The following is a 24,394-nucleotide window of genomic DNA, read 5'->3' as shown; positions in this document are numbered from 1 at the left end:
CCTTGCCGTTGTCGTCGGGTACACAGCTATGACGGAACGGCTCGGCGGGATGTGACATGGGGAGGTGTGACGTGGGTCACCTTCGAATGTAGAGCTGGAGAGCCCCGCCCGTGTCCGGTTCGTCCATGCCCTGTTCTTCCAGGTCCTGTTCTCCCTGGGGCGCCCGTACGTACCCGGCGCGGGTGGCCACCGCCTGTGACGGGAGGTTGGCGGCCTCGACGACGGCGCGGAGGGTGTGGACGTCGTCCCTGGCCAGGGCCCAGTCCGACAGGGCGGTCAGGGCCTCGCTCGCGTAGCCGCGGCCGCGGGCGCCCTCGACCAGGTCGTAGCCGACCTCCGCCCGGCCCTCCTCGTCGGGGACGCCGTGGAAGCCCATGCCGCCGACCGCGAGGCCGTCCTCCTTGCGTACGAGGACGAACAGGCCGAACTCCGGCCGGTGCACGCCCGCCTCGCGGGCCTTCAGCACCATGCCGGCCGCCTCCCGCGTCCCCTCGTAGGGGCCGCCCACGACCCAGGTGAACCCGCCGTCGCCGCCCACGCTCAGATCGGCGGCGGACGCGGGGGTGACGCCCTGGAGGGTGAGGCGCTCGGTGGAGAGGACGAGATTGTTGTGCCAGCGCCACTCGGTGACCGGCTCCCGGCCGGGCAGGTCGCCGCGGCCGGTGGCCCAGAGCAGGGTGCGCCAGTGGTCGGGGCCGGGCTGGACGTCGGGAAAGATCCGGGTGAGGACGAACTCGGGGAGTGCGGAGGGGGGTTCGTACGCGACACCGAGTCCCTCGGCGATGTCGTGCGTGTGGAGGATGACCTCGGCGACGCCCATCGCGGCGAACCCCTCGCGGTTCGCGCTGCGGAACGGGTACGGGTGGAAGGCCCGTACCTCGGGGGGTGTGGTGCGGATGGTGGCGGTGAGGATGGCGCCGGTGGTCTCGATGACGTGGATCAGGTCCGCGTTGTCGGCGTCGTCGTGCAGGGTGAGGTCGAACGGTACGTACTTCTCCCGCGCACGTCCGGCCAGGTTGCCGGCGTAGGCGATGAGGTCGTCGGCGACATGGACCGCGGTGGCGTGGCAGTCCCACTCCATCCGCCCGGCCCTGACGGCCGTCCAGTCCCGGTCCGCCACCGTGCGCAGCAGCGCCGCGCAGCTTTCGACGGCCTGTTCGACCCGTTGCCCGCTTATGTCTCGCATGCCGTGCAGGCTACGGCGGTCGGCTGGTCAGAGCGACAGCATTTCCAGCTCGGAGGAGAGGTTGTAGCGGGCCGTGGCCTCCCATTTCTCCTTGCCGTACGGCGTGCTGAACAGGCTTGGCAGGTCGAGGAGTTGACGCAGGATCGCGGCCCTTCCCTCGCGGAAGGCGTCGTTCGGCACGAAGTGGTACTCCTCGCGGACGGCGGCCGTGTACGCGGCGTACGCGGAGGGCGGCGCGGCGAGGATCGCGAGGTCGGCGTCGCAGAGGACCTGGCCGTCGCGGTCGTCGGGGGCGGGGGCGTGGGTGGTGGTGAGGCGGACCAGGCGGGCCACCTCGGCGGTGCGGTCGGCGGGGACGCCGGCTTCGGGGAGGGCGCGTTCGGCGAGGCGGGCGGAGCGTTCCTCGTTCTCTGAGCGGTCGGGGAGGTAGACGGCGTCGTGGAACCAGGCGGCGAGGCGTACGACGTCCGGGTCGTCGGCATGCTCGGCCAACTCGTCGATGCGGTCCAGGACCGCGGTGAGGTGGGTGAGCGTGTGGTAGTGGCGCTGGGGCTCCTGCCAGCGGGCGAGGAGGTTGTCGGCGTACGGGGTCGGGTCGGGGGTGGTGGAGGGGGAGCGGGCTGCGTCGAGGGCCTGGGCGAAGCGGGTGCGGAGGGTGTCGGGGGTGGTGAGGTCGGTCATGGGGTCATTGTCCGGGGTGCGGAGGGCTAGGAGATGTATTCAATCGAGAAGGCCGACATCGGCTGCTGGGCGGACAGCGGCGAGGTCTCGGGGTACGCCGGCCGGACGTACGCCTTCCCCGGCACGCAGGCTGAAGTGGCCGCACATTGCCGGAGGGTGGCGGCACGGGACGGATCGAATCAGCGTTCCGAGGCCTCCTCCGGCGACCTGTGCTTCGCCGCAGAGGAGAGGGCCCTGCGGATCGTCTTCCTCACCGCCGAGGGCCTCGCGGAGGACGGCCACGGAAGGCGCCCCGGCCTCACCACCGGGGCCGGCTACTCGGTCAACATCGACTCGTTCATGCACAGCGGGACCGAGTCGGGCTGCTGAGCGGCACCCTCAAATGATCCCGAGTGGTGGATCACGGCCGGCGAGCCGTCGGCATGAACTGTCCGACGCCGAGTGGGAGTGCGTCCGGGCGCCGTCTGGTCTCACAGAACTCCGCCTCGACGGCGGCGTCCTCCAGGAACTGCTCGCCCCAGTCGCCGTTGCGGTTCATGGTCATGACCTGCAGGCCGTCCGACGAGGCCAGGGCCCGGGTCGCGGAGCCTGGGATCATGCCGCCGTGGCCCCAGGCCCAGCAGCCCTCGGCGAGCTTGAAGTGCCGCAGGCCCAGGCCGTAGACGTCCTGCGGACCGCCGTGCCCCTTGTCACCGTCGACGGGGACGGCGTCGAGCAACTGCCGTTGCTGGGCGGGTGGCAGCAGCTCTCCGGCGAGCAGCTTGGACAGGAACGTGTTCACGTCGTCGACGGTCGAGATCATCTGCCCCGCGGAGAAGGCGACCGTCGGGCTGAACTCGGTGACATCGCGCACCTTGGCCGGCGGCCCGTCCTCGAACAGCGTGGAGTAGTGCCTCGCGTGCGGTGCGGGCAGCCAGGGCGAGGTGCCCGGCACACTCGTGCCGCGCAGACCGAGGGGCCGGATGACGAGGCGCTCGACCTCGTGCGCGTAGCTGCGGGCGGTGGCCTTCTCGACGATCATGCCGGCGACGACGTAGTTGGTGTCCGAGTAGTCCCACTTGCCGGGGCGGCCGGGCCTGCTGCCCTGCTCCGGCTGGAAGTTCGGCGGGTGGGCGAGGGCGATGTCCACCAGCTCCCGAGGTGACCACTTGAGGTGGCGGTTTCGGTCGAACTCGTCCCCCGCGTACCGGGCGCGGAAGCTCTCGTCCATGTTGTAGTCGAAGATCCCGCTCGTATGGTTGAGCAGGTGCCGCACGGTGATGTGCCCGGGCCGGTACCCCTTGCCGTGCACCACTCCCGGCAGCCACTTGGCCACGCTGTCGTCCAGCGACAGCTTCCCCTCGGCTTCGAGCTTCAGGAGCACGGTGGCCGTGAAGGTCTTGGTCACGCTGGCGATACGGAACCTCTCGTGAGTGCTTCGCGGCCTCTCCACGTCGAGCCCGCGGACACCGGCCCGCCCCTCCCAGATCCCGTGCCGGTCGCGTACCTGGGCGATGACACCGGGGGTGCCCTGCGCGACGGTCTCGTTCAGGACGGCCTGGGTCTTCGCGTGCGGGGCATGGTGCTTCAGGGGTAATCGGGGCGGAGAGTGGTTGGGATCGGCCGAGGCGGCAGTGATCGTCCCCAGGACGGCGGCGGCGACGGCGATGGCGGCGACGGGCAGACGGCGAGGCGGCTGAAGTTGGCTCATGGGATCAGCTCACCAAGTGGCCAACGCTCACACCATCGGGAACCACCCGGAAAGGGATCAGGGACACGACCTAGGGGGCGCAGGCGGCGTTCGTTGGACGAGGGGCGGGGTTCTCTCTCCCTCCCGGGGGCGGTGCGCGCCTAGCGTGGGGCTTATGACTTCGGGTGATGGGCTTGGTGTGCGGGACCCCGGGTCGGCGGGGCGGTTGTTGGTTGTCGAGCGGGATGTGCTGGCGCACTGTTCGGCCGCGTTGATGCGGGTGGTGGTCGCGGCTCGGGGCGGGCCGCCGCCTGGCTCATACAGCAGGCGTACCCTGGATTGGACTAGACCTGTAGTCGCCGTTCAGTAGTCGCCTCGAATGCCGAGAAATGGGGTCCCATGAGCAAGCGTGCAGTCCTGGAGGTGATCGCCCTCGGGGTCGAGGACGCCGTCGCCGCCCAGGCCGGGGGTGCGGACCGGCTCGAACTGGTCGCCGACATGGCGGCCGACGGGCTCACCCCGCCGGTGGAGACCTTCGCCGGGATCCGTGCCGCCGTCGACATCGACCTGCGCGTGATGCTCAGGCCGGCGAAGGGGTTCGCGGTAGGGGACGTGGAGCCGGTGGTGCGGGCGGCTCGGGCGATGCGGGACGCGGGGGCCGAGGAGTTCGTGCTCGGGTTTCTCGATGCCGACGGTGGGGTGGATCTCGGGGCCGTGGAGCGGGTGGTGGGTGCGCTGGACGGGTGCCGGTGGACCTTCCATCGCGCGATCGACCGGGCTGCCGACCGGGATGCGCTGCGGAAGCAGTTGGACGGGACGCCGGGGCTGGACACGTACCTCACCGCCGGGTCTGGGGCCGGGGTGGACGACGGGCTTGCCACGCTGCTCGCGGAGGCGGCGCGGGGTGGGGAGCCGGGGTACGAGCAGCGGCTTCTGGTGGGGGGCGGGTTGCGGCTCGACCATGTGCCGACGCTGGTGAGGGCCGGCATCGACGCCTTCCACATCGGCGGGGCGGCCCGGCCCGGAGGGTGGGACGAGCCGGTGTCCACCGCCGCCGTCGCCGAGTGGCGGGCCGTACTGGACGGCGCTTCCTAGCCACCGGCGTGCCTGCTCGGGCGGGGATGGGTCGCGCACCCTGGTGTTGACGGGGCGCTGCGGGCTGCTGTCGCGGAGTGGGGCGCTGTACTGGTCGGCGTTTCCTGGCCACCGGCGTGGCTGCTCGGGCGGGGAGGTTGCGCACCCTGGTGTTGACGGGGCGCTGCGGGCTGCTGTCGTGGAGTGGGGGCGCTGTACTGGTCGGCGTTTCCTGGCCACCGGCGTGGCTGCCCGGGCGGGGATGGTCGCGCAGCCGGCGCTGACGGGGCGCCGCCGCGCCCACCCGTGCCGCCCAGCGGCACGACTGCCCGCGGTTGGGCGAGCAGCGGCGCGACGCCATACCGGCAGCTGCAACCCCCTAAGGGGCGCGGGGAACTGCGCGACCAGCCACCGTCGGCCCGCAGTCGGACAAGAGACCTCACCCCGCCCAAACACCCGTCACCCCAACTGCGCCGGCACCCCCGCCGCATGCACCACGATCAACCCCGACACCGCTCGCGTCAGCGCGACATACAACCGCCGCAACCCCGTCCGTTCGTCCGGCTCACCGTCCACCACCGCCTGGGGCTCGTCCAGGACGACGTAGTCGTACTCCAGACCCTTGGCGAGGGACGCGGGGACCAGCGTCAGGCGGGTCTGTCGGGTCGTCTCCTCGCCGGGGGCGAGATAGGCGACCCCAGCCGAGGCCAACGCCTCCGCCAGCACCGCAACCCTCGCGTCCGCGGCGATCAACCCCACCGACCCCTCGTTGCGCAACAGCTCCTCGCACGCGGCGACGACATCACCGGTGGCAGAGGAAGCCGGACGGACCTCGAAGAACCCGGGGTTCTCACGGATCGACGCCACCGGCGTCAGACCGGGCGCGATGGAAGGGAGGAGGCGAGAGGCGTACGTGATGACGTCGGTCGGGACTCGGAAGCCGGCCGTGAGTTCCTCGATGACGCCGTCCGACTTGCCGAGGTGGGCCAGCGCCTCGTCCCAACTGCGCGTAGACCAGGGAGTCGTACCCTGCGCCAGGTCACCGAGGACCGTCGCCGAACCGGTCGTGCAGCGGCGGCCCACCGCCCGGTACTGCATCGGAGAGAGGTCCTGCGCCTCGTCCAGGACCACATGGCCAAGAGACGGCGTACGCGCCACGATGTCGTGCGCCTCGTCGATCAACACCGCATCCGCCGCCGACCACTTGGCCGACTTCACACTCCGCGCCGGCTTCGTCCAGAGAATCGTCTTCTGCTCGTCCTCGCTGAGCACCCCCTGCGCGTGGACGGCGAGGAAGTCGGCGTCCGCGAGCAGCCGCAGCACGAGCTTCGCCGGGTCGACGGGCGGCCAGATCGCCTTCACCGCCGCCTTCACCGCACTGTTGCGGGCCACCGCGTCCTGCACCCGGTCGTCCGGCGCCTCCCCCGACCGCTCCATCTGGACCAGCACGGCATGCGCGATCCGCTGCGGAAGCGCCTCACGGGCGGCACCGTAACGGATGTCCCGGGAGAGCAACTCCCGTACGGTCTCCTCGATTTCGTATGCGGGGACTCGCCACCGCCGCGACCCGCGTACGACGACCACCTGCTCCGTCGGCATGCTCACATGCGAGTACACCGCCCGCCGCAGCACCTCCGCCATCCTCGCGTCGCCCTTGACGACCGCCGCCGCCGCGTCGTCGGTGCCGCGCACCTCGACGTGCGCGACGAGGTCGTCCACCGTGGCCTGACGGACCGACAACTCGCCCAGCGCCGGCAGGACCTGCTCGATGTAGTGCAGGAAGGACTTGTTCGGCCCGATGACGAGCGTGCCGGTGCGCGCGAGCCGCTCGCGGTGGGCGTAGAGGAGGTAGGCGACCCGGTGCAGACCCACCGCCGTCTTCCCGGTACCCGGGCCTCCCTGTACGCAGACCGTCCCACCGAGTCCGGACCGTACGATCTCGTCCTGCTCTGGCTGGATCGTCGCCACGATGTCCCGCATCGGGCCGACACGCGGACGCTCGATCTCCTGCTGGAGCAGCTTGCTGGTCCGGGCCGCCTCGGCCGGGTCGGAGAGGTGCTCGTCCTCGTACGCCGTGAGGTCGCCGCCCGTGTAGCCGAAGCGGCGGCGCAGCGCGATGTCCATCGGGTCCTTCTTGGACGCCCGGTAGAACGGCTGGGACACCGGCGCACGCCAGTCGATGACCATCGGGTCGCCCTCGGCGTCGTGCACATGCCGGCGCCCGATGTAGAAGCGCTCGCCCTGCGCCCCCTCCGCCTCCTCGGCGCCCGGAGGATGCAGATAGTCGAGGCGGCCGAAGAACAGCGGAGTGTCGCTGAGGTCGGCCAGCGCCTTGATGCGTTCGTCGATCTGGTGGGCGAGGACTTCGGCGTTGACCCAGTTCGCGGTGACGTCGCTGATGTCGAGGGACTCGACGTCCTCACGCATGGACCGCAGGGCGGCGCGGGAGGACGCGAGGTGGCCGCGCTCTCGGGACAGTGGGTCGTGCGGGTCGTCGACGGGCGTGGACAAGGGGGTGCCTCCGGAGGACCAGGACCTACCTGTAGGTGAGTGAGAGAGCCGACCGGTTTCCGTCCGGACGGCGGCACTCCGTGAACGGAGGCGGGCAAGAGCGGAGATTTTAGGTGAGGGCGGATGCCGTATGCCAATGAGTTTCCACGCCCATGAGCTTCCGGTTCCGTCCGTCCGGCGGTGAGCACTTCCCCTAGGGGACACCGCCCTCCTCCCTGAGGGTGTGCGGTCCGTCCGGAGGCGTACGCGGGATGTAGTCGGCTTCGGTCCGCAGGCCGATGCGGTCTTTATGGTCGCGAATCCATCATGGAGACATGAGCGCAGCAACCATCCACCCAGCCCCCGTGGGCCCCCGCGGAGCGACCGCGCTCCAGGGGCACCACCGTCATCGCCTCGGTGAAGCCCTGCGTGCCGTCAAGGTGTTCGCAGGTGCGGCCTTCGACGTGATCATCCTCGGTGAGTACGGCGAGGAGGCGGGCGTCCGCCGCAAGTGACCGCCGGCCCCACGGCCGCACGGTCACGGAGCGGCACCCACCCGTCGCCGTACGCCTACCCCTCCGCGAGGATCTCGTCCGCGTCCACGATCCGGTACGCGTAACCCTGTTCCGCCAGGAAGCGCTGGCGGTGGGCGGCGAAGTCCTGGTCGATGGTGTCGCGGGCGACGACCGAGTAGAAGTGGGCCTGGTGGCCGTCGGACTTGGGGCGCAGGACGCGGCCGAGGCGCTGGGCCTCCTCCTGGCGGGAGCCGAAGGTGCCCGAGACCTGGATGGCGACCGTGGCCTCCGGCAGGTCGATCGAGAAGTTCGCGACCTTGGACACGACAAGGACGCTGATCTCGCCCTCCCGGAACGCGTCGAAGAGCTTCTCGCGCTGGGCGTTGGACGTCTCGCCCTTGATCACGGGGGCGTTCAGATGCTCGCCCAGTTCGTCGAGCTGGTCGATGTACTGGCCGATGACCAGGATCTGCTGGCCTGCGAAACGCCTGACGATCGCCTCCGTCACCTTGCGCTTGGTGTCGGTCGTCGCGCAGTAGCGGTACTTCTCCTCCTGCTCGGCGGTGGCGTACGCGAGCCGCTCGGAGTCGGTGAGGTTGACGCGGACCTCGACGCAGTCGGCGGGCGCGATGTAGCCCTGCGCCTCGATCTCCTTCCACGGCGCGTCGAACCGCTTGGGGCCGATGAGCGAGAAGACGTCCGACTCGCGGCCGTCCTCACGGACCAGGGTCGCGGTCAGCCCGAGCCGGCGGCGGGCCTGGAGGTCGGCGGTGAACTTGAAGACCGGTGCGGGCAGCAGGTGCACCTCGTCGTAGAGGATCAGACCCCAGTCGCGGGAGTCGAAGAGTTCGAGGTGCGGATACACACCCTTCCGCTTGGTGGTGAGCACCTGGTACGTGGCGATGGTGACGGGCCGGATCTCCTTGCGCGTCCCGCTGTACTCGCCGATCTCGTCCTCCGTCAGCGACGTCCGCTTCACCAGCTCGTGCTTCCACTGCCGGGCCGAGACGGTGTTCGTGACGAGGATCAGCGTGGTCGACTTCGCCTGGGCCATCGACCCCGCGCCGACGAGGGTCTTCCCGGCGCCGCACGGCAGCACCACGACGCCGCTCCCGCCGTGCCAGAAGTTCTCCACCGCCTGCCTCTGGTACGGCCGCAGCGCCCAGCCGTCCTCGTGCAGCTCGATCGGGTGCGCCTCACCGTCGACGTACCCGGCGAGGTCCTCGGCCGGCCAGCCCAGCTTCAGCAGCGTCTGCTTGATCTGCCCGCGCTCGGAGGGGTGCACGGCCACGGTGTCCGGGTCGATGCGGGCGCCGACGAGCGGCGCGATCCGCTTCGAGCGGAGCACCTCCTCCAGGACCGGGCGGTCGGTGGTGGTGAGGACGAGGCCGTGCGTGGGGTGCTTGGAGAGCGTGAGGCGGCCGTAGCGGTCCATCGTGTCGGCGATGTCGACGAGCAGCGCGTGCGGGACCGGGTACCGGCTGTACGTCACCAGCGCGTCGACGACCTGCTCGGCGTCGTGCCCGGCCGCGCGCGCGTTCCACAGGCCGAGCGGGGTCACCCGGTAGGTGTGGATGTGCTCCGGCGCGCGCTCCAGTTCCGCGAACGCCGCGATCGCCCGACGGCACGCGTCCGCCTGCTCGTGATCGACTTCCAGGAGCAGGGTCTTGTCCGACTGGACGATCAGTGGTCCGTTCACGTACGTGCGTCCTTCCGCTCGGCCACTCGACCAAACGTCCAGTGTGCCTGATCGATTCCTGATCGAATCCGGAGTCGTACAGGATGTCTTTTCATTCCTGTGAGTGGTGTGGTTTCACCTGGACGGCGCAGGCTGCGAAGAATGCGACCGTGCAGGCCATCTCTCGTGATCCGTCCCCGCCGTCCACGACCCTCGGGTACGCCCTGTTCGCCACGCGCTGGCTGCAGGCCCCGCTCTACTTCGGCCTGGTCGCCGCGCAGGGGGTGTACGTCTACAAGTTCTTCAACGAGCTGTGGGCGTTAGTGCTCCGGTGTGTGACGGGCCGGGCGACCGAGACGTACGTCATGCTCGCCGTGCTGAAGCTGGTCGACGTCGTGATGATCGCCAACCTGCTGATCATGGTGATCGTCGGCGGCTACGAGACGTTCGTCTCCCGCATCGGCCTCCAGGGCCACCGGGACCAGCCGGAGTGGCTCTCGCACGTGAACTCCAACGTGCTGAAGGTCAAGCTCGCCACCGCCATCGTGGGCATCTCCTCCGTCCACCTGCTCCAGATGTTCGTGGACGTCCACCACACCTCGCGGCACGCGCTGCTGTGGGGCACGGTGATCCACATGGCGTTCATCGCGTCGGCGGCGATCCTCGCGTACATGTCGGGGCCGATGGCCGCGCAGAGCGAGCGGGGGCATCAGCAGGCGCCGCACGGGGCCGCCTCCGCTCCGGCCGCCGCCCAGGAGCCCGCCTCGAAGGTCTTCGTCCCGGCCCAGGCCGCCGCTCCCCGGCACGACGACGCGCCCAGCACCGAGGAACGGCTGCGCGCCGCCGGGTTCCCGGCCCGCAAGCTGCTGGAGGAGTTCGACTCCGAGCACCCGCACTCCTTCGACCGCGAGACCGTGGCCCGGCTCGGCAAGCTGGACTTCGTCGCCGCCCACCGCAACGTCGTCTTCGTCGGCCCGCCCGGCACCGGCAAGACCCACCTGGCCGTCGGCCTCGGCGTGCGGGCCTGCCAGGCCGGGCACTCGGTGCTGTTCGCGACGGCCGAGGAGTGGGCGGCGCGGCTGGCCGGCGCACGGGACGCCGGCCGTCTCGCCGACGAGCTCTCCGCGCTGGACGACCACCCCGTTCTGATCGTCGACGAGGTCGGCTACACCCCCTTCGACGCGGGCACCGCCGGGCTCTTCTTCCAGCTGATCGCCCACCGCTACGAGCGTTCCTCCCTGATCGTCACCACCGACCGCCCCCTCGGCCGCTGGGACGAGATCTTCGGCGGCCCCTCGGCCCTGGCGATGGTGGACCGCCTGGCCCACCACGCCGATCTGGTACGGATCGACGGGGAGAGCTATCGGATGCGGCGGGCTACTTCAGCGTGGGCAGACTGACGTTGTTGACCAGGGGGCCCTCGACGGTGAGGCCCTCGGTGATCAGGGACTCCGAGCCGGCCGCGGGGAGCGGCAAGGGGAGGGCTGAGGGGTTCGCGGCGGCCTCGGGGGCGAGGACGGTGACCAGCGCGGCTGCCGAGACGGCGACGGTGACGGCGGTGGAGCGGGTGCGGGCGGGGCGCTTGGGACGCATGGCAGGGCCTTTCACGTGCGGAGAGGGGCGCCGGGCCGGCCCAGGGATGCCGGACCGGCCCGAAGGGTGCGCTGCGGTCGCGTCAGACCTGCGGGGTCTCGACGACCAGTCCGGCGACGTCGACGCTCACCGCCGCCGCCTGGGCGGTGAAGGCGCCCATCATCAGGGCTGCGGCGGCCAGGACGGTGGCAAGGCGACGAGCTGTGCGCATGGGACAACTACCTCTCTGTTGCGCTCACTTGAGCGTGATCAGGACACCCGGTGGCTGCCCTGCCCCGCGAGAGGCGATGCCGAAAGATCCCAAAGGTCCCTCATGAGTTGGAAAGGCCCGGCGTGGCGTGCATGACGCGCCGCGTACACCCGAACGAGTGGGGAGTTCTCAGATCTGGTCGTCCGCCAGCTCCGCCACTCCCGTGATCCGGTGCAGGGGATACGTCCGTACCTCGTCCGCGGTGTGGTCGTACGCGGTCACGAACCCGCCTTCGACCCGCACCGGCGCGATCACCCGCTGACTCGCGGCGCCCTCGGCGTTGACGTACCCGATCCACAGCGCCTCGCCGGTCAGGACGGCGGCCTGCATGGTGGCGAGGGTCTCGGCGGAGGTCGTGCGGGGCAGCTCGCCGCCGGTCACCGCGGGCGCGGTCCCGCTGGGCTTACGGGGGGTCGTGGAGGCGAGGTCGCCCGCGCGGATGGCGCGGATCGCGGCCGCCAGCAGCGTGGCGTCCGGCGTCGGCGGGCCGTCCGGGACCGGCTCGGGGGCCGTGCGCGGCGGCGTGCGGTGGGCGTCGGCGCGGGTGATCAGGACGTCGCCCTCGGCCGACTCGGCGGCCGGCGCGAAGCCCATCGCGCGCAGGCCCTCCAGCAGCGCGGCCGGGTCCGCCTGGGTGGCGAGGACCGTCGGCGCCAGTCGGCGCAGGCGCAGACCGGCGGCCCGCTTGTCGGCGAGGATCTCGTTCAGCACGGCGTCGTCGTCGCAGCGGACGTACGCCGAGGCCGCGCCCACCCGTAGATGCCCGTGCTTACGGGCGACGTCGTCGATGAGGTACGCGAGCGGCTGCGGCACCGGCGTACGGGAGTGCTCGGCGAGGAAGGCGTGCAGGTCGGAGGCGGTGCGGCCGGCGTCGAGGGCGCGGCGGACCGAGCCGGGCGTGAAGCGGTACACCGTCGCGCCGCCCTTCGACTCGACGTCCGCGAGCACGCCCAGCATGTCGGCGAGCGGGCGGCGCAGCGGGCCCGGTGCCACGGCCGTCAGGTCGGCCTGGAGGAGGACGTGGTCCAGCGGGTCGGGGAGGAGCGGGGCGAGGAGCCGGGCGGCCGTGGCGGAGGCGGTGGCCTGCTCGGTGGGGGAGAGGAGCTCCGGGGGCGGGGTCGGGCGGTGGTGCACGGGCAGCTTGTCGCCGGGGCCGGCCGGCTGCTCCTCGGCCTCGGCCGCCGGTTCCGGCTGCGGTGCCCCCAGCAGCGCCCGCCCGTGCGCCGACAACGCGCCCCGGCCCGTCACCCCCAGCATCTCCGCCTCGCTCAGCGTCCACCGGGCGAGGCGGCCGCGCAGGTCGTCGTCGCGCTGGGGACCTCGCAGCGGACGCTCCCAGCGCAGGCGGGCCAGGACCGACTCGGGGGACGGCGACGTCCCCTCCGGTAGGCCGGCCAGCAGGGTCAGTACCCGGTGCCGTACCTCCGGGGCCGCCGAGCGGTCCAGGCCGGGGCCCAGCGCCGACAACGTACGGTCCTTCGCGTCCCGTCCGCCGACCACGCCCGCCGTGCGCGTCGCCGTCAGCCACGCGTGCGCCAGCAGGGCCCAGCGCTGTGCGGGGGGCTGCTCCAGCCACTCGTCGTAGGCGGGGGTCGCCGCGTACCGCTCGTCGGCCTCGCCGTCGGGGGCCAGCAGTCCGGCGGCGTAGGCGAGCTCGACCCAGAAGGCGGCCAGCGGTTCGGAGACGTCGAGGGCGACGGCGGTGCGCTTGAGGTCGCGCACGCTCAGGCCGCCCGCCCGCAGCACGGCCGGCCCGCCCTCGTGCCAGTCCTTCAGCAGCTCCTCGACCGTCGCCAGCGCGGTGTAGGCCTGTCCGGCCGCGGTGGCGTCCACAACCTGTGGACGGTGCGCCGCGGCCGCCTCGACGGGCGGCGGCAGCGGCTCGGTGGTGCGGTGCGCGCGGCCGGCCCGCAGATGCAGGGCGACCTCGCGGGGGAGTACGACCGTGCCGGGCGCCGTGGGGAGGAGCAGGCCGCGGTCCAGCAGCCAGCGCAGTCGCGCCGCCGGGTCGGCGGTGACCTGGCCGTACGGCGGCCCCCAGACCAGGCGGGAGAGGACCTCCCGGGACTCCCGCGGGGCGTCGGCGAGCAGCGCGGCCATCCGTCGCCGGTCGGCGAACAGCGCGGTGAGCGACGCCACGGCGGACACCGCGTCGTGCGTCGAGGGCAGCCCGGCCGTCGTGACGATCTCCTGGATCCGGCCCGGCGACATGCCCGCGGTGGCCTCCTGCACGGTCGGGCCGAGGCCCGTCGGGGACGGGTGCTGCGGCGAGGGCGCCAGCAGCTCGCGGGCCGTGCGGACGAGCCGCAGCCGGTCGTCGCCGCCCCACACCAGGGCCTGTTCGCGCAGGGTCCCCAGGGCGTGCGGCAGCGCCGCGACGACCGCCGGGTCGCCCTCGTCGCCGGCCATCAGCGCTTGCAGTTCGTCGTACGTCGCCGGGTCGGCCGCCACGGCCAGCGCCTCCGCCGTCTGCAACGTGCACCGGTCCAGCCGCTCCAGGGCCCGCACGACGGAGGCCCGCGTGCCGGCCCGGGTCGCCAGCTGCGTGAGGTCCGTCGGGACGGGGGTGATGAGGTCGGGGCGGCTGCGCAGGAGTACGGCCAGGGAGGCGTCGTCCCGCGCGCGGAGCGCTTCCGCGAGGGAACGGGGCGGTGTAGCCGGGTCGCTCATCCTGCCCACGTTAGCGGGTGGGGCGCGGGCGCAGGGGGTGTGCCGGGTGCCCGGAACGGGCCCCGGCGGGCGAACAGAACGTTTCGCAGATGACCCCCGGATGAACATCACCCGGAGGATTCCAGCACCTCTGGCAACACCGTGCACCCACTCGTCACCCTGGGCTCCCTGTCAACTACTTCACGGCTCAAGGGGATTGGGGGGAAGCGGTGAGCGAGCGGGCGGAGCAGTGGATCGCGATCCTGAGTCTTACGTTTCCCGTCGCGGCGTTCCTGTGGGAGTTCGCCATCGTCGGCCGCAAGCGGCTCGGCTACCGGGTGCAGATGGACACCCTCGCCGCGGACGCCGCCGACAAGCCGTACGCCGACGTGCTGGGCGACATGCGGCACGACGGCCACCAGCTCAAGGACCCGTCCTTCGTCCTGCTGCGCATCGAGAACGCCGGCTCGGCCAAGATCGTGTCCGACGACTACCTCGCCGACCCCGCCGATCCCTATGGGATCAAGGTCACCTTCCGCAACCGCCGGGTCGCGGCCGTGGTCCTCACCGACCCGAGCCAGGACGAACTGCGTGACTTCTTCTTCGAGGAGGTCACGGAGGGCACCGGCGTCCGTATCGGCGCGAAACCCGGCTTCCGTCGCACCAACAACGAGGGCGAGCGCACGGGCATCATCCGGCTGCCGAAGGTGACGCTGCCCCGGGGCTCCGAGTACAAGGTGCTCGTCGTGCTGGAACGCTGGCCCGAGGACAACGGCACCGACCCCTTCCCGGACCCGGTCGTCCGCGGCGCCGGCGGGCACGGCCGCTGGTACGACCCGCTGGTGCGGTTCTTCCGGCTGAAGGCGACCCGGACCGAAAGCCATGTCTTCGCCTCCCGGCCCGCCTGGTGGGCCATCTGGATCCTGATCGCGGCCGTCGTCGTCCAGGCCTCCTACACGCTCTTCCTGCGCGACGACCGGCGTCCCCCGCTGGACTGCGTCGGCGGCGCCCTGTACCTGCACGGCTCCACCGCCTTCGCGCCCGCCGTCCGGGCCGCCGCCGAGGACTACCTCACCAGGTGCGAGGGCGCCGGGGTGTCCATCCCGCTGGAGAGCGACACCTTCAAGGGCAGCACCGACGGTGTCACCGACCTGGACAAGGCCGGTCTGGACGCCGACGTCCCGGTCGGCGAGGGCCTCGGCGACCACCTCGCCTTCACCGACGGCCTCGCCTCCGACGGCCACCCCCGGCTGATCCCGAGGCCCGTCGCCTTCTCGGTGTTCACCCTCGTCGTCAACAAGGACGCGGGCGTGGAGAACCTGAAACTGGACCAGATTCGCAGGGTCTTCGCCGGGCAGGTCCAGAACTGGTCCGAGCTCGGCGGCAACGACGTGCCGGTCCATCTGATCAACCGCGACCCCGGCTCGGGCACCCGCAGCACCCTCGTCGCCAAGGTCCTGAACGGCAAGGAACCGCCGCAGTTCACCGTGACCGACTGCGCGGCCCTCAATCCGAGGCGGTACGGCCGCTGCGAGGTCACCAGCACGGACACGATGCTGAACACCACCGCCGCGGTCCCCGGCGCCATCGGCTACAGCGAGGCCGCCGGAGTCGCCGGCCACAAGGCCGCCGCCGGAATCGTCAAGCTGACCATCGATGGCAGGAAGCCGACGGCGGAAGGCGTCGAGGACACCAACTACCCGTACTGGCAGACCGAGTTCGCCTACACCTACGGCGAGCCCCCGGCCGGCTCCGTCGCCGCGGCCTTCCTCAACTTCCTCACCCAGCAGAGCGGTCGCGACATCCTGCACGAACACGGCCACGGGCTCTGCTCCGACGCGCACGACTCGGGCGAGTGCCGGCCGGTCTGACCCGCACCGCACACCTGGGGCCTGTCGTTTGGATCATGCCGACGTGGGGCGGCTGAAAGGCGCTGTCTCTCTCAGCCAGCCTGATCCAAACGACAGGCCCTGGTCCTGCGCTAACGTCGTCCCCGCGGGGTTTCGGCACACCCACCCCGGAGGGGACTTCGTGGGGATCGAGAGCGACCAGGTCGTCTACGAGTATCTGAGCCGCGTCGGCGACGTGGCCCAGCAGCGGCAGCTGCCGTCGAGCGCCCGTATGCGCCTGGTGAACGAGCTACGGGGCGAGATCGACCGGCGCCGCGCCAAGGCGCCCGTCGACAGTCCCGCCGCCGTCCGCCGCATCATCGCCCGGCTCGGCAGCCCGGACGAGGTCGTCGCGGCCGCCGGAGGCTCCGCCGCCCCCGCGCCGCAGACACCGGTCACGTCCGTGCCCGTACAGCCGGACAGCGGGGCCGACGAGCAGCGCCCCAAGGGCCTGCGCCGGCTCGTGCCCCGCCCGCGCCCCGCCGAGGCCCCGGCCGTCCCCGACGACGCGCCCCCGCCGCCGCACCTCGCCGGCACGGCGGACCTCGGCGGCAGCGCGGTCCAGCCGGACTGGTGGCGGGCGGACAGCAGCCCGTTCGGGCCGGGCGAGGACGTGCCGGGGTTCGTCGGGGGCGTCGAGATCCCGGAGATGCTCAGGCGCCCGCCCGCGCCCGGGAAGACGCGGCTGGAGAAGAAGGGCCTCGCCGAGGAACCGGAGGACCCGGCCGCGGTGGAGGTGGCCGAGGAGGAAGCGCCGAAGGCCCGCCGCCGCCTCATCCGCCGCCCGGCCCTCCCCAACGGCCGCTGGAGCAACCCCCTCCTCCTGCTCGCCGCCGCCCTCCTCGTCGCCGGCGCCGTCCTCGGCCAGCTGATCGCCCTGCTCCTCGGCTGGCTCATCGCCTGGGGCTCCCGCCGCCTGAGCGACGCCGAGACCAAGTGGGCGGTCATCGTCCTGCCCGGCCTCTCCCTCACCGCGGGCGTCGTCTGGCTGTGGGGCCGCACGAACGGCCGCTGGGGCGACCCCATCGCCGAGGGCCACATGAACGCGGCGCTGAGCGAGACCTGGCCCTGGGTGCTGCGGGGGGCGGCGGTGGCGTCGGCGCTGTTCATCGTCTGGCGCTCACAGAAACAGACGTGAGTGGTTTGCTGGGTTGTCGTTCGTCTGCGGCGCCGTCGTGGCTGGTCGCGCAGTTCCCCGCGCCCCTAGGGAACTGCGCTCGCCCTTGGTCCGTGTGCTGAGCGCGGTTCGGCAGCGCCCTAAGGGGCGCGGGGAACTGCGCGATCAACCCTCACCCACCCGCAGCCGCCACACGACGGACACACCCGAGCTACTGGGCGACGGCACAATGAACCCCATGGCTGCTGCAACCGTCGGCTTCGACCTCGACATGACCCTCATAGACTCCCGCCCCGGCATCCACGCCTGCTACACGGCGCTGGCCGAGCGCACGGGGACGTTCATCGACGCCGACCTGGCGATCACCCGGCTGGGACCGCCCCTCGCCGACGAGCTGATCAACTGGTTCCCGGCGGACCAGGTCGAGGCCATGGCCGACCTGTACCGCGAGATGTACCCGGCGATAGCCATCACCGCGACGCCCGCGCTCCCCGGCGCCCGCGAGGCGATCACCGCCGTACGGGAGGCCGGCGGCCGCGCGATCGTCGTCACCGCCAAGTACGAGCCGAACGCCAAGCTGCACCTGGCACACCTCGGCATCGAACCGGACGCCGTCATCGGCGACCTGTGGGCCGAGCAGAAGGCGGAGGCGCTGCGCGAGTACGCGGCGAGCGTCTACGTCGGCGACCACCAGGGCGACATCCGCGCCGCCCGCGCGGCCGACGCGCTGTCCGTCACCGTGGCGACCGGGCCGTACACCGCGGAGGAACTCGGCGAACTCGGCGCGGACGTCGTCCTCACCGACCTGACGAAGTTCCCGGACTGGCTCGCCGGCTACCTGGCCGCGCCGCGCGCCTGACGCCGCCCCGCCGCGATCGAGCGGAGCACTCCCGCGCCGGCGACGAGGAATCCGACGCCCATCAGCATGCTCAGTCCGAACATGTATGTGGGAAATGGCGTCGTTCCGAGCAGGAACGGGGTCACGGTGACCAGAGTGGCCAGGGCACCGATGAAGAACACGACCGCACCGGCACGGATCAGTCGGTCACCGGGAGCGGCGGAATTCGTTTGGGTTTTGTCACGCACCGGACCAGGGTAGTTCCCTGCGCGAAGGAACAACCGGGCGACGTCTTGTCACCGGCCCCGGGAGCATTAGCCTTGGTAGCGGCGGGTCATGGTCGACCCGCTGTAGTGCTATCAAGAGCCGTTTTCAGAAGCAGTTTTCCGACGAGTACGAGGACGAGGACAGACGTGCCTACCGGCAAGGTCAAGTGGTTCAACAGCGAGAAGGGCTTCGGCTTTCTCTCCCGCGACGACGGCGGTGACGTCTTCGTTCATTCCTCGGTCCTCCCCGCCGGAGTAGACACACTCAAGCCGGGACAGCGAGTGGAGTTCGGGGTGGTCGCCGGTCAGCGCGGTGACCAGGCACTTTCGGTCACCCTGCTCGACCCGACCCCCTCGGTCGCGGCCGCCCAGCGCAAGAAGCCGGACGAACTGGCCTCCATCGTCCAGGACCTGACGACACTCCTGGAGAACATCACGCCGATGCTGGAGCGAGGCCGCTACCCGGAGAAGACCGCCGGCAAGAAGATCGCGGGGCTGCTGCGCGCGGTCGCCGACCAGCTCGACGTATAGCCGTAGTCGTAAAGATTCAGGGGAAATCCAGCACACCCGGGCCGAGGGGCGGCACCAGCCCCTCGGCCGCCGCACGAGTCAGCAGCCCCCGCACCGCCGCATAGCCGTCCACGCCCAGGTCGTGGGTGAACTCGTTGACGTAGAGGCCGATGTGCTGGTCGGCGACGGACGGGTCCATCTCCTGGGCGTGTGCCATGACGTACGGGCGGGAGGCCTCGGGGTCGTCCCAGGCGGCGCGTACGGAGGTGCGGATCGCGTCGGCCAGGAGCGTCAGGCGGTCGGCGCCCAGTGAGCGCTTGGCGATGATCGCGCCGAGCGGGATGGGCAGTCCGGTCGTGTCCTCCCAGTGCTCGCCCATGTCGGCGAGCTTGTGCAGGCCGTAGTTCCGGTACGTGAAACGCGCCTCGTGGATGACGAGTCCCGCGTCGACCTTCCCGTCCCGCACGGCGGGCATGATCTCGTGGAACGGCATCACCACGATCTCGCCGACGCCGCCGGGGAGGGTGTCAGCCGCCCAGAGGCGGAAGAGCAGATACGCCGTCGACTTCTCGCTCGGCACCGCGACCGTACGGCTGGTGAGGTCCGTGCCCGCCTCGCGCGTCAGCACCAACGGTCCGCAACCCCGGCCCAGCGCGCCGCCGCACGGCAGCAGCGCGTACTCGTCGAGGACGTACGGCAGCACCGCGTACGACACCTTCAGCACGTCGAACTCGCCGCGCTCGGCCATGCCGTTGGTGATGTCGATGTCCGCGAAGGTCACGTCGAGGGCGGGCGCGCCGGGGACCCGGTCGTGGGCGAGGGCGTCGAAGACGAACGTGTCGTTCGGGCAGGGGGAGTAGGCGATCTGCCAGGGCTGTCGCTGCTGTTGCTGCTCACCGGTCATACGGGTGCCAACCTTCCAGGACGGGTGCGAGCTTCCCGAAGCCCTCGGTCAGGGCGGCCAGCGCGTCGCCGATGCGCCAGGCTGCGCGGTCGCGCGGGCCGACGGGGTTGGAGACCGCGCGCAACTCCAGCACGGGCGTGCCGTGCACGGCGGCGGCCTCGGCGACACCGAAGCCCTCCATGGCCTCGGCGAGGGCGGTGGGGTGCCGCTCGCGCAGCCGCGCAGCGCGGACGGCGGTGCCGGTCACGGTGGAGACGGTGAGGACCGCACCCGGGCGGGCGCCGGTGGCCGACACGACTTCTCGTACGAGTGTTTCCGGCGGACGGTGGGTGACGGTGCCGAAGCCCAGTTCGGTGACGGGCAGGAAGCCGTCGGGGGTATCCGCGCCCAGGTCGGCTGCCGTGATCTCGTCGGCGACGACGAGGGAGCCGACGGGGGCGTGCGGGGCGAAGCCGCCCGCGATGCCGGTGGAGACGGCCAGGCCGTAGGGAGCGCCTTCCAGCGCGGCCCGGGTGAGGGCCGTGGCGGTCGAGGCGGCCGCGAGGGCGGGACCGACGCCCGCGGCGATCACGTCGACGCCGGGCAGATCGAGCGCCCGGGCCACCGCGTCCCGCTCGGCGGGGACGGCGGTGGCCACCAGGACACGCAGGGCGGACGTGGTCAGCTGTCCTTCTTGAGCTTGAAGGACCACAGGCCCGTCACGTCCTTCTCGCCCTCCTTGATGGAGACGAGCGTGGAGTCGCCGCTCGCGCCGTACTGGGCGTTGAAGAACACGCTGCCCGGGACGGTGCGGTAGGTCTTCGTGCTGGAGTCGGTGAGGGGCTGGCCGTTCATGAGGATGGTCCAGCCCTCCTCCGCGATCTCCGGGTCGACGCCGAAGCGGACGGTGTCGTCCGGGTCCACCTTGATGGACTCGATGCCCTTGTCCTTCAGGCAGCCGGCCAGGTCCTTGGTCTCCACGGCCTTGCCCTCGCCACCGCAGGTCGCCTCGGAGTGGACGGAGGAGGTGCCGACGGTGACCGTGGCCAGCGGGGTCGGCTTGTCGCAGGCCGACAGGGCGAGCAGTCCGGCGGAAACGGCGCCGGCGGCGGCGAGCGCGCGGCGGCGTCGCGATACGGAGTGCGTGGTCATGGGCGAAGGCTATCGGGCGGGTGTGACGCTCTCTCCATGTGGGGGGCGGCGTGCCGTGGGCCATGTGGGGCCACCGCGTGCGTCGCGTCGCCGTCAGGTCACCCGGGGCTGGCTGTGTCCGCCGTGCCGGGCGGAACCGATCAGACCCTTGACGGTGGTCAGCCAGCCGACGGCGACGATCGCCGCGCCCACCAGCAGCCCGAACGAGCCCTTCAGCGGCAGCACGATGCCGACCGCGCCGCCGAGCACCCAGGACATCTGCAGCAGCGTCTCGGAGCGCGCGAACGCCGACGTACGGACCAGCTCGGGCACGTCCCGCTGGATCAGCGCGTCCAGCGACAGCTTGGCCAGCGCCTGCGCGAACCCGGCGGTCGCGGCGAGGAACGCCACCAGGACCGCGCCGAAGAAGATCGCGGCCGTGAGCGCCGCGAGCAGCACGAAGCCCACCACGGTCACGATGATGATCTCGGGCGCCCGGGAACGCAGCCACGCCCCGACCGCCGTACCGCAGGCGTTCCCGACGCCGGCCGAGACGGCCACTATGCCCAGGGACACGGCCGCGCTCTGGCCGGACATCGGGTGCTCGCGCAGCAGGAACGCGAGGAAGAAGATCAGGAAGCCGGACAGGCAGCGCAGGGCGGCGTTGGCGCCCAGGGCGTGGGTGACGGCGATGCCGACCGTGCGCAGCCCGGGGCGCTTGACCGGCTTGAGGTGCGGCCCGTGCAGATGCTGCTCGTCGGCCGCCAGCAGCGCTGTGTCCTCGCCCTTGGCCGAGTCGACCTTCGGCGGCAACGTGAACGACAGGAACGTACCGGCCACGAAGATCAGGAAGGCGCCGTACAGCGGATAGCGCGGTCCGAGGGCCTGCAGGCCCGCGCCGATGGGAGCGGCGACGCCGGTGGCGAGGAGGCCGCCGAGGGTGACTCTGGAATTGGCCTTCACCAGGGAGAAGCGCGGTGGCAGCAGCCGGGGCACCACGGCGCTTCTGACGACGCCGTAGGCCTTCGAGGCGACCAGCACCCCGAGGGCGGCCGGATAGAGCTCGATGCTGCCGGTGACCACGGCCCCGGACAGGACCAGCGCGAGCATGGCGCGGGCGAACATGGCTCCGGCCATGGCGGCGCGTCGTCCATGGGGAACCCGGTCGAGGAGCGGGCCGATCACCGGCGCGAGGACGGTGAACGGGGCCATGGTGATGCCGAGGTAGAGCGCGACCCGGCCGCGGGCCTCGTCGGTGGGGACGGAGAAGAAGACGGTGGAGGCGAGGGCGACGGTGATCATCATGTCCCCGGCGCCGTTCACCCCGTGCAGCTCGATCAGCTTGCCGAGGCCGGACTCGCCCGCCCCGTGCGCGTGCGTGGCCTTGCGGATGCCGCGGGCGGCGCCGGTGAACGGGAAGTGCAGGGCACGGCCGACCGCACGGAAGGGACCGCGCCCGCGGCCCGTTCCGTCACCTCGATTGCGGCCGCCCTTGGCCCCACCGATACCGGTGGCTCCTTCGGGCTGCCTCGCGGTTGCCACGACGCAATAGTGCCCCGAAGTGGGGGCGGGTAGTGCGGTTACGGCGCGTATGGAGGGCAAGGTCCCGGATCCGCGGAGGGCGCGGCGCGGCGGTGAATGGGCCGTCGGTGTAGGCCCAGCGCCCGCGAGCAGGTAGCGTGCGTATCTCAGCCATCCCGCACAATGGATGACGTAGGTGCGCCCGAGCGCGATTCGGGTGCGGACGTCGACGCGGCCCACAGGTCCGCTCCGTCTGCTCCATCGCCTCACGGCGACCGCACCCGAGAGACGGCGTAGGAGAGAAGCGATACCTGTGAGCGCAGCGACAACGCGAAGCCGCACCCCCGACCGTCTGTGCGCCGAGGCGGTGGACCTCGCCCGCGGTGCCGCCGAGGAGGCCGCCGCGCCAGGCGTGGTGGGTGAGCACGCGGGCCTGCTCTCCGAGGGCGACCGCGTAGTCACGCACTACTTCGAGTGCAAGGAACTCGGGTACCGCGGCTGGCGCTGGGCGGTGACGGTGGCGCGGGCGTCCCGAGCCAAGATCGTGACCCTGGACGAGGTGGTCCTGCTCCCCGGCCCGGACGCCCTCCTCGCCCCCGAGTGGGTGCCCTGGAGCGAGCGGCTGCGCCCCGGCGACATGGGCCCCGGCGACCTGCTTCCCACGGACGCCGAGGACCTCCGTCTGGAGCCCGGTTTCTCCGGCGAGGACGAGCCGCTGCCGGACTCGGCCGTCTCGCACGAGATGGCGGAGCTGGTGGAGGCGGAGGACGCCGAAGTCACGGCCGGCGTCCCCGCGAACCTCGTCGTCGCGCCCTCCCGCGGCTCGATCGCCTCCGTCGCGGAGGAACTGGGCATGCGCCGCGCCCGCGTCCTGTCCCGCTACGGCCTCCATGTCGCCGCGGACCGCTGGGAGGAGTCGTACGGCGCCAAGACCCCCATGGCCCAGGCCGCCCCCGCCTCCTGCGTCACCTGCGGCTTCCTGGCCCCCATCGGCGGCTCCCTCGGCCAGGCCTTCGGCGTCTGCGCGAACGAGTTCTCCCCGGCCGACGGCCGGGTCGTGTCCCTGACGTACGGCTGCGGCGGCCACTCCGAGGCCGCGGTCATGCCCAAGCCGCCGCGTCCGGCTCCGCCGGTGATCGACGAGACCCGGGTGGACCCGTTCCCGCTGCGGCCGGCGGCGGATTCGGGGTCGGTGTCGGTTACGGGGGACGAGGACTCGGCGGAGTTGGGGCACTCCTAGGGTTCAGGAGGTCGGCTGCGTGCCGACCTCGTCCGTGCCCTCGGCCTTGTACCGGGGCAGGTTCTCGGTTGAGATCGTCCAGTCTGCGATGGTGACGTCCTCGCCGTACACGGAGTCCTTGCGGGTCGCGTAGCGGGGCCCGTGGGGGGTGGAGTGGATGTCCGTGAGGACGGCGCCGGTGCCGGTGCGGGGGGCGAAGAGCGCGTAGACGGGGATTGCAGGAGACCGTGCGGGTGACGATGCGGCGGGACCTCGAGCGGTACCGACGGCGAGTCCTGCGCCGAGATCGCGGCAGCGCGCCACACCATCCACGTCCGTGACTCCCAGTACCGCGACACCAGCCCACGCCTCAGTTCTTGACGGCCTCCGCGATCTGCCGTGCTGCCTCGGCAGGCGTGAGGTGGGTGGTGTCGACGACCTCGGCCTCGGCGTGCAGCCATGTGCGGGCCGCCTCGGCGTAGGGCTCAAGATATTTGAGGCGGAACGGGGAGTTGGGGCCGAGTACGGTGTCGCCCGCGATGCGCCCCCGGAGGGTTTCCTGATCGGCGTGGAGGACGAAGTGCCGGACAGGAATGGCGTGCTGGGCCAGGCCCGTGCTGATCTCGCGCCAGTACTGCTCGACCAGGACGGTCATGGGCATCACCAGGGTGCCGCCGGTGTAGTCGAGTACGCGGTGGGCGGTCTCGACGACGAGCTGTCGCCACGGCGGCCAGTGCTGGAAGTTGTCCGTGCCGGGCAGCCCCGGCGTGATGTCCATCAGCGTCTCGCCGACCTTCTCGGCGTCGAGCACACGTGAATCCGGGATCAGCTGCTGCACGAGTGCACTGGTCGTGGTCTTGCCCGCGCCGTGGGTGCCGTTGAGCCATACGATCATGCGACCCACGCTAGCGCCGCGCGGGCCGGGGGGAATCAAGAACGCCGGGCGCGAACCGCGCGGCGGATCAGCCGGGACGCGATGAGGTACAGCGCGGTGACGCCGGCCCAGAGGGCCAGGAACTGGAGCGCGAGGGTCTTGTCGCCCGAGCTCCAGACGATGGCGGTCACCCCCGGGCCGCCGAGCCACCAGGCGAACAGGAAGAGTCCGACGACCAGGGTGGCCAGTTGGCCGAGGGCCTCCTCGATCAGGTCCCGCATTGTGGGTCACTCCCGGCTGGATGAGACGTGTGCATGATCGACCGGCTCAGCCTAAGTACTGCTGAAGTCGACCGCGGACG

The 24,394-nt window shown here is 71.7% G+C and carries 24 protein-coding genes and 1 pseudogene; 9 read left to right on the top strand and 16 right to left on the bottom strand.

The annotated features are described in order from the left end of the window. Nucleotides 1-76: 76 nt before the first annotated feature. Nucleotides 77-1,186, bottom strand: a complete 1,110-nt coding sequence (locus ACZ4UU_RS06860) for a GNAT family N-acetyltransferase (protein WP_468037159.1) — start codon at nt 1,184-1,186, stop codon at nt 77-79. A 27-nt stretch (nt 1,187-1,213) separates the two neighbouring features. Beyond that, complete coding sequence (locus ACZ4UU_RS06855; protein ID WP_468037157.1) at nt 1,214-1,867, bottom strand: HD domain-containing protein; 654 nt, start codon at nt 1,865-1,867, stop codon at nt 1,214-1,216. A gap of 33 nt (nt 1,868-1,900) precedes the next feature. Here ACZ4UU_RS06855 and ACZ4UU_RS06850 point away from each other — a divergent pair, with 33 nt between their 5' ends. Beyond that, nucleotides 1,901-2,236 (top strand): hypothetical protein, encoded by a 336-nt coding sequence (locus tag ACZ4UU_RS06850; RefSeq protein ID WP_468037155.1) that lies wholly within the window; start codon nt 1,901-1,903, stop codon nt 2,234-2,236. 31 nt (nt 2,237-2,267) lie between these two features. Here the strand turns inward: ACZ4UU_RS06850 and ACZ4UU_RS06845 are convergent, their stop codons facing one another. Continuing rightward, nucleotides 2,268-3,557 (bottom strand): serine hydrolase domain-containing protein, encoded by a 1,290-nt coding sequence (locus ACZ4UU_RS06845; RefSeq protein WP_468037153.1) that lies wholly within the window; start codon nt 3,555-3,557, stop codon nt 2,268-2,270. Between the two features lie 378 nt (nt 3,558-3,935). Here ACZ4UU_RS06845 and ACZ4UU_RS06840 point away from each other — a divergent pair, with 378 nt between their 5' ends. Further along, nucleotides 3,936-4,631: a copper homeostasis protein CutC gene (locus ACZ4UU_RS06840; protein WP_468037151.1), complete on the top strand. Its 696-nt coding sequence runs from the start codon at nt 3,936-3,938 to the stop codon at nt 4,629-4,631. 438 nt (nt 4,632-5,069) lie between these two features. Here ACZ4UU_RS06840 and ACZ4UU_RS06835 read toward each other — a convergent pair whose 3' ends face one another. Then, complete coding sequence (locus ACZ4UU_RS06835) at nt 5,070-7,121, bottom strand: HelD family protein (RefSeq protein ID WP_468037149.1); 2,052 nt, start codon at nt 7,119-7,121, stop codon at nt 5,070-5,072. Nucleotides 7,122-7,435: 314 nt separating this feature from the next. Here ACZ4UU_RS06835 and ACZ4UU_RS06830 point away from each other — a divergent pair, with 314 nt between their 5' ends. After that, nucleotides 7,436-7,615, top strand: coding sequence for a hypothetical protein (locus tag ACZ4UU_RS06830; RefSeq protein ID WP_468037147.1), 180 nt, complete (start codon nt 7,436-7,438; stop codon nt 7,613-7,615). Between the two features lie 55 nt (nt 7,616-7,670). Here ACZ4UU_RS06830 and ACZ4UU_RS06825 read toward each other — a convergent pair whose 3' ends face one another. Further along, nucleotides 7,671-9,314 (bottom strand): DNA repair helicase XPB, encoded by a 1,644-nt coding sequence (locus ACZ4UU_RS06825; RefSeq protein ID WP_468037145.1) that lies wholly within the window; start codon nt 9,312-9,314, stop codon nt 7,671-7,673. 149 nt (nt 9,315-9,463) lie between these two features. Here ACZ4UU_RS06825 and istB point away from each other — a divergent pair, with 149 nt between their 5' ends. Further along, the gene (istB, locus tag ACZ4UU_RS06820; RefSeq protein WP_468037143.1) at nt 9,464-10,693 is read left to right on the top strand and encodes an IS21-like element helper ATPase IstB; all 1,230 of its coding nucleotides are present in this window, start codon (nt 9,464-9,466) and stop codon (nt 10,691-10,693) included. On the opposite strand, the gene ACZ4UU_RS06815 is transcribed toward istB, so the two are convergent. The 3 genes from ACZ4UU_RS06815 to ACZ4UU_RS06805 all read right to left on the bottom strand — a co-directional run bounded on the left by ACZ4UU_RS06815 (nt 10,671) and on the right by ACZ4UU_RS06805 (nt 13,806). After that, nucleotides 10,671-10,886 (bottom strand): hypothetical protein, encoded by a 216-nt coding sequence (locus tag ACZ4UU_RS06815; protein ID WP_468037141.1) that lies wholly within the window; start codon nt 10,884-10,886, stop codon nt 10,671-10,673. The two genes, istB and ACZ4UU_RS06815, sit on opposite strands and share 23 nt — an antisense overlap. A gap of 82 nt (nt 10,887-10,968) precedes the next feature. After that, nucleotides 10,969-11,097 (bottom strand): hypothetical protein, encoded by a 129-nt coding sequence (locus ACZ4UU_RS06810; protein ID WP_468037139.1) that lies wholly within the window; start codon nt 11,095-11,097, stop codon nt 10,969-10,971. Between the two features lie 168 nt (nt 11,098-11,265). Next, nucleotides 11,266-13,806: a helicase-associated domain-containing protein gene (locus tag ACZ4UU_RS06805; RefSeq protein WP_468037137.1), complete on the bottom strand. Its 2,541-nt coding sequence runs from the start codon at nt 13,804-13,806 to the stop codon at nt 11,266-11,268. Between the two features lie 209 nt (nt 13,807-14,015). Between ACZ4UU_RS06805 and ACZ4UU_RS06800 the strand changes: the two genes are divergently transcribed. The 3 genes from ACZ4UU_RS06800 (at nt 14,016) to ACZ4UU_RS06790 (ending at nt 17,650) form a co-directional block, all read left to right on the top strand. Beyond that, nucleotides 14,016-15,656, top strand: coding sequence for a substrate-binding domain-containing protein (locus ACZ4UU_RS06800; protein WP_468037135.1), 1,641 nt, complete (start codon nt 14,016-14,018; stop codon nt 15,654-15,656). A 160-nt stretch (nt 15,657-15,816) separates the two neighbouring features. Then, entirely contained in the window at nt 15,817-16,812 is a 996-nt protein-coding gene (locus tag ACZ4UU_RS06795) for a hypothetical protein (RefSeq protein WP_468037133.1), read from the top strand. A gap of 208 nt (nt 16,813-17,020) precedes the next feature. Further along, entirely contained in the window at nt 17,021-17,650 is a 630-nt protein-coding gene (locus ACZ4UU_RS06790) for an HAD family hydrolase (protein WP_468037131.1), read from the top strand. Here ACZ4UU_RS06790 and ACZ4UU_RS06785 read toward each other — a convergent pair. Next, the gene (locus ACZ4UU_RS06785) at nt 17,626-17,877 is read right to left on the bottom strand and encodes a hypothetical protein (protein ID WP_468037129.1); all 252 of its coding nucleotides are present in this window, start codon (nt 17,875-17,877) and stop codon (nt 17,626-17,628) included. The two genes, ACZ4UU_RS06790 and ACZ4UU_RS06785, sit on opposite strands and share 25 nt — an antisense overlap. A 165-nt stretch (nt 17,878-18,042) precedes the next feature. Between ACZ4UU_RS06785 and ACZ4UU_RS06780 the strand changes: the two genes are divergently transcribed. After that, on the top strand, nt 18,043-18,426 hold the full coding sequence (locus ACZ4UU_RS06780) for a cold-shock protein (protein WP_217206711.1): 384 nt from the start codon (nt 18,043-18,045) through the stop codon (nt 18,424-18,426). Nucleotides 18,427-18,442: 16 nt separating this feature from the next. Here the strand turns inward: ACZ4UU_RS06780 and ACZ4UU_RS06775 are convergent, their stop codons facing one another. The 4 genes from ACZ4UU_RS06775 to ACZ4UU_RS06760 form a co-directional block, all read right to left on the bottom strand. Next, a complete protein-coding gene (locus ACZ4UU_RS06775; protein WP_468037126.1) occupies nt 18,443-19,309 on the bottom strand; it encodes a 1,4-dihydroxy-6-naphthoate synthase in 867 nt (288 codons plus the stop codon). Further along, nucleotides 19,299-20,000, bottom strand: a complete 702-nt coding sequence (locus tag ACZ4UU_RS06770) for a futalosine hydrolase (RefSeq protein ID WP_468037125.1) — start codon at nt 19,998-20,000, stop codon at nt 19,299-19,301. The genes ACZ4UU_RS06775 and ACZ4UU_RS06770 overlap by 11 nt, the downstream gene beginning before the upstream one ends. Beyond that, nucleotides 19,970-20,440, bottom strand: a complete 471-nt coding sequence (locus ACZ4UU_RS06765) for a DUF2771 domain-containing protein (protein ID WP_468037123.1) — start codon at nt 20,438-20,440, stop codon at nt 19,970-19,972. Before ACZ4UU_RS06765 ends, ACZ4UU_RS06770 begins: the two co-directional genes overlap by 31 nt. A 93-nt stretch (nt 20,441-20,533) precedes the next feature. Next, the gene (locus ACZ4UU_RS06760) at nt 20,534-21,961 is read right to left on the bottom strand and encodes an MFS transporter (RefSeq protein ID WP_468037121.1); all 1,428 of its coding nucleotides are present in this window, start codon (nt 21,959-21,961) and stop codon (nt 20,534-20,536) included. A 292-nt stretch (nt 21,962-22,253) separates the two neighbouring features. Here ACZ4UU_RS06760 and ACZ4UU_RS06755 point away from each other — a divergent pair, with 292 nt between their 5' ends. After that, a complete protein-coding gene (locus tag ACZ4UU_RS06755) occupies nt 22,254-23,180 on the top strand; it encodes a DUF3027 domain-containing protein (protein ID WP_468037119.1) in 927 nt (308 codons plus the stop codon). A 3-nt stretch (nt 23,181-23,183) separates the two neighbouring features. On the opposite strand, the pseudogene ACZ4UU_RS06750 reads toward ACZ4UU_RS06755, so the two are convergent. The 3 genes and pseudogenes from ACZ4UU_RS06750 to ACZ4UU_RS06740 form a co-directional block, all read right to left on the bottom strand. Further along, nucleotides 23,184-23,396: pseudogene (locus ACZ4UU_RS06750) on the bottom strand (Uma2 family endonuclease); the annotation flags it as partial. Nucleotides 23,397-23,529: 133 nt separating this feature from the next. Continuing rightward, on the bottom strand, nt 23,530-24,054 hold the full coding sequence (locus ACZ4UU_RS06745) for an AAA family ATPase (RefSeq protein ID WP_468037117.1): 525 nt from the start codon (nt 24,052-24,054) through the stop codon (nt 23,530-23,532). 35 nt (nt 24,055-24,089) lie between these two features. Further along, entirely contained in the window at nt 24,090-24,314 is a 225-nt protein-coding gene (locus ACZ4UU_RS06740) for a hypothetical protein (protein ID WP_468037115.1), read from the bottom strand. Nucleotides 24,315-24,394 lie beyond the last annotated feature (80 nt).

This window comes from Streptomyces sp. NPDC028907, from assembly GCF_055564995.1.
The sequence above is the reverse complement of the archived record's forward strand: the minus strand, read 5'-3'. Positions and strand labels throughout refer to the sequence as shown.

Bases quoted from the DNA above. Each gene is read 5' to 3' on its own strand.
- ACZ4UU_RS06860 (WP_468037159.1), bottom strand. From the start codon at position 1,186: ATGCGAGACATAAGCGGGCAACGGGTCGAACAGGCCGTCGAAAGCTGC.
- ACZ4UU_RS06855 (WP_468037157.1), bottom strand. From the start codon at position 1,867: ATGACCGACCTCACCACCCCCGACACCCTCCGCACCCGCTTCGCCCAG.
- ACZ4UU_RS06850 (WP_468037155.1), top strand. From the start codon at position 1,901: ATGTATTCAATCGAGAAGGCCGACATCGGCTGCTGGGCGGACAGCGGC.
- ACZ4UU_RS06845 (WP_468037153.1), bottom strand. From the start codon at position 3,557: ATGAGCCAACTTCAGCCGCCTCGCCGTCTGCCCGTCGCCGCCATCGCC.
- ACZ4UU_RS06840 (WP_468037151.1), top strand. From the start codon at position 3,936: ATGAGCAAGCGTGCAGTCCTGGAGGTGATCGCCCTCGGGGTCGAGGAC.
- ACZ4UU_RS06830 (WP_468037147.1), top strand. From the start codon at position 7,436: ATGAGCGCAGCAACCATCCACCCAGCCCCCGTGGGCCCCCGCGGAGCG.
- ACZ4UU_RS06815 (WP_468037141.1), bottom strand. From the start codon at position 10,886: ATGCGTCCCAAGCGCCCCGCCCGCACCCGCTCCACCGCCGTCACCGTC.
- ACZ4UU_RS06810 (WP_468037139.1), bottom strand. From the start codon at position 11,097: ATGCGCACAGCTCGTCGCCTTGCCACCGTCCTGGCCGCCGCAGCCCTG.
- ACZ4UU_RS06805 (WP_468037137.1), bottom strand. From the start codon at position 13,806: ATGAGCGACCCGGCTACACCGCCCCGTTCCCTCGCGGAAGCGCTCCGC.
- ACZ4UU_RS06790 (WP_468037131.1), top strand. From the start codon at position 17,021: ATGAACCCCATGGCTGCTGCAACCGTCGGCTTCGACCTCGACATGACC.
- ACZ4UU_RS06775 (WP_468037126.1), bottom strand. From the start codon at position 19,309: ATGACCGGTGAGCAGCAACAGCAGCGACAGCCCTGGCAGATCGCCTAC.
- ACZ4UU_RS06765 (WP_468037123.1), bottom strand. From the start codon at position 20,440: ATGACCACGCACTCCGTATCGCGACGCCGCCGCGCGCTCGCCGCCGCC.
- ACZ4UU_RS06745 (WP_468037117.1), bottom strand. From the start codon at position 24,054: ATGATCGTATGGCTCAACGGCACCCACGGCGCGGGCAAGACCACGACC.
- ACZ4UU_RS06740 (WP_468037115.1), bottom strand. From the start codon at position 24,314: ATGCGGGACCTGATCGAGGAGGCCCTCGGCCAACTGGCCACCCTGGTC.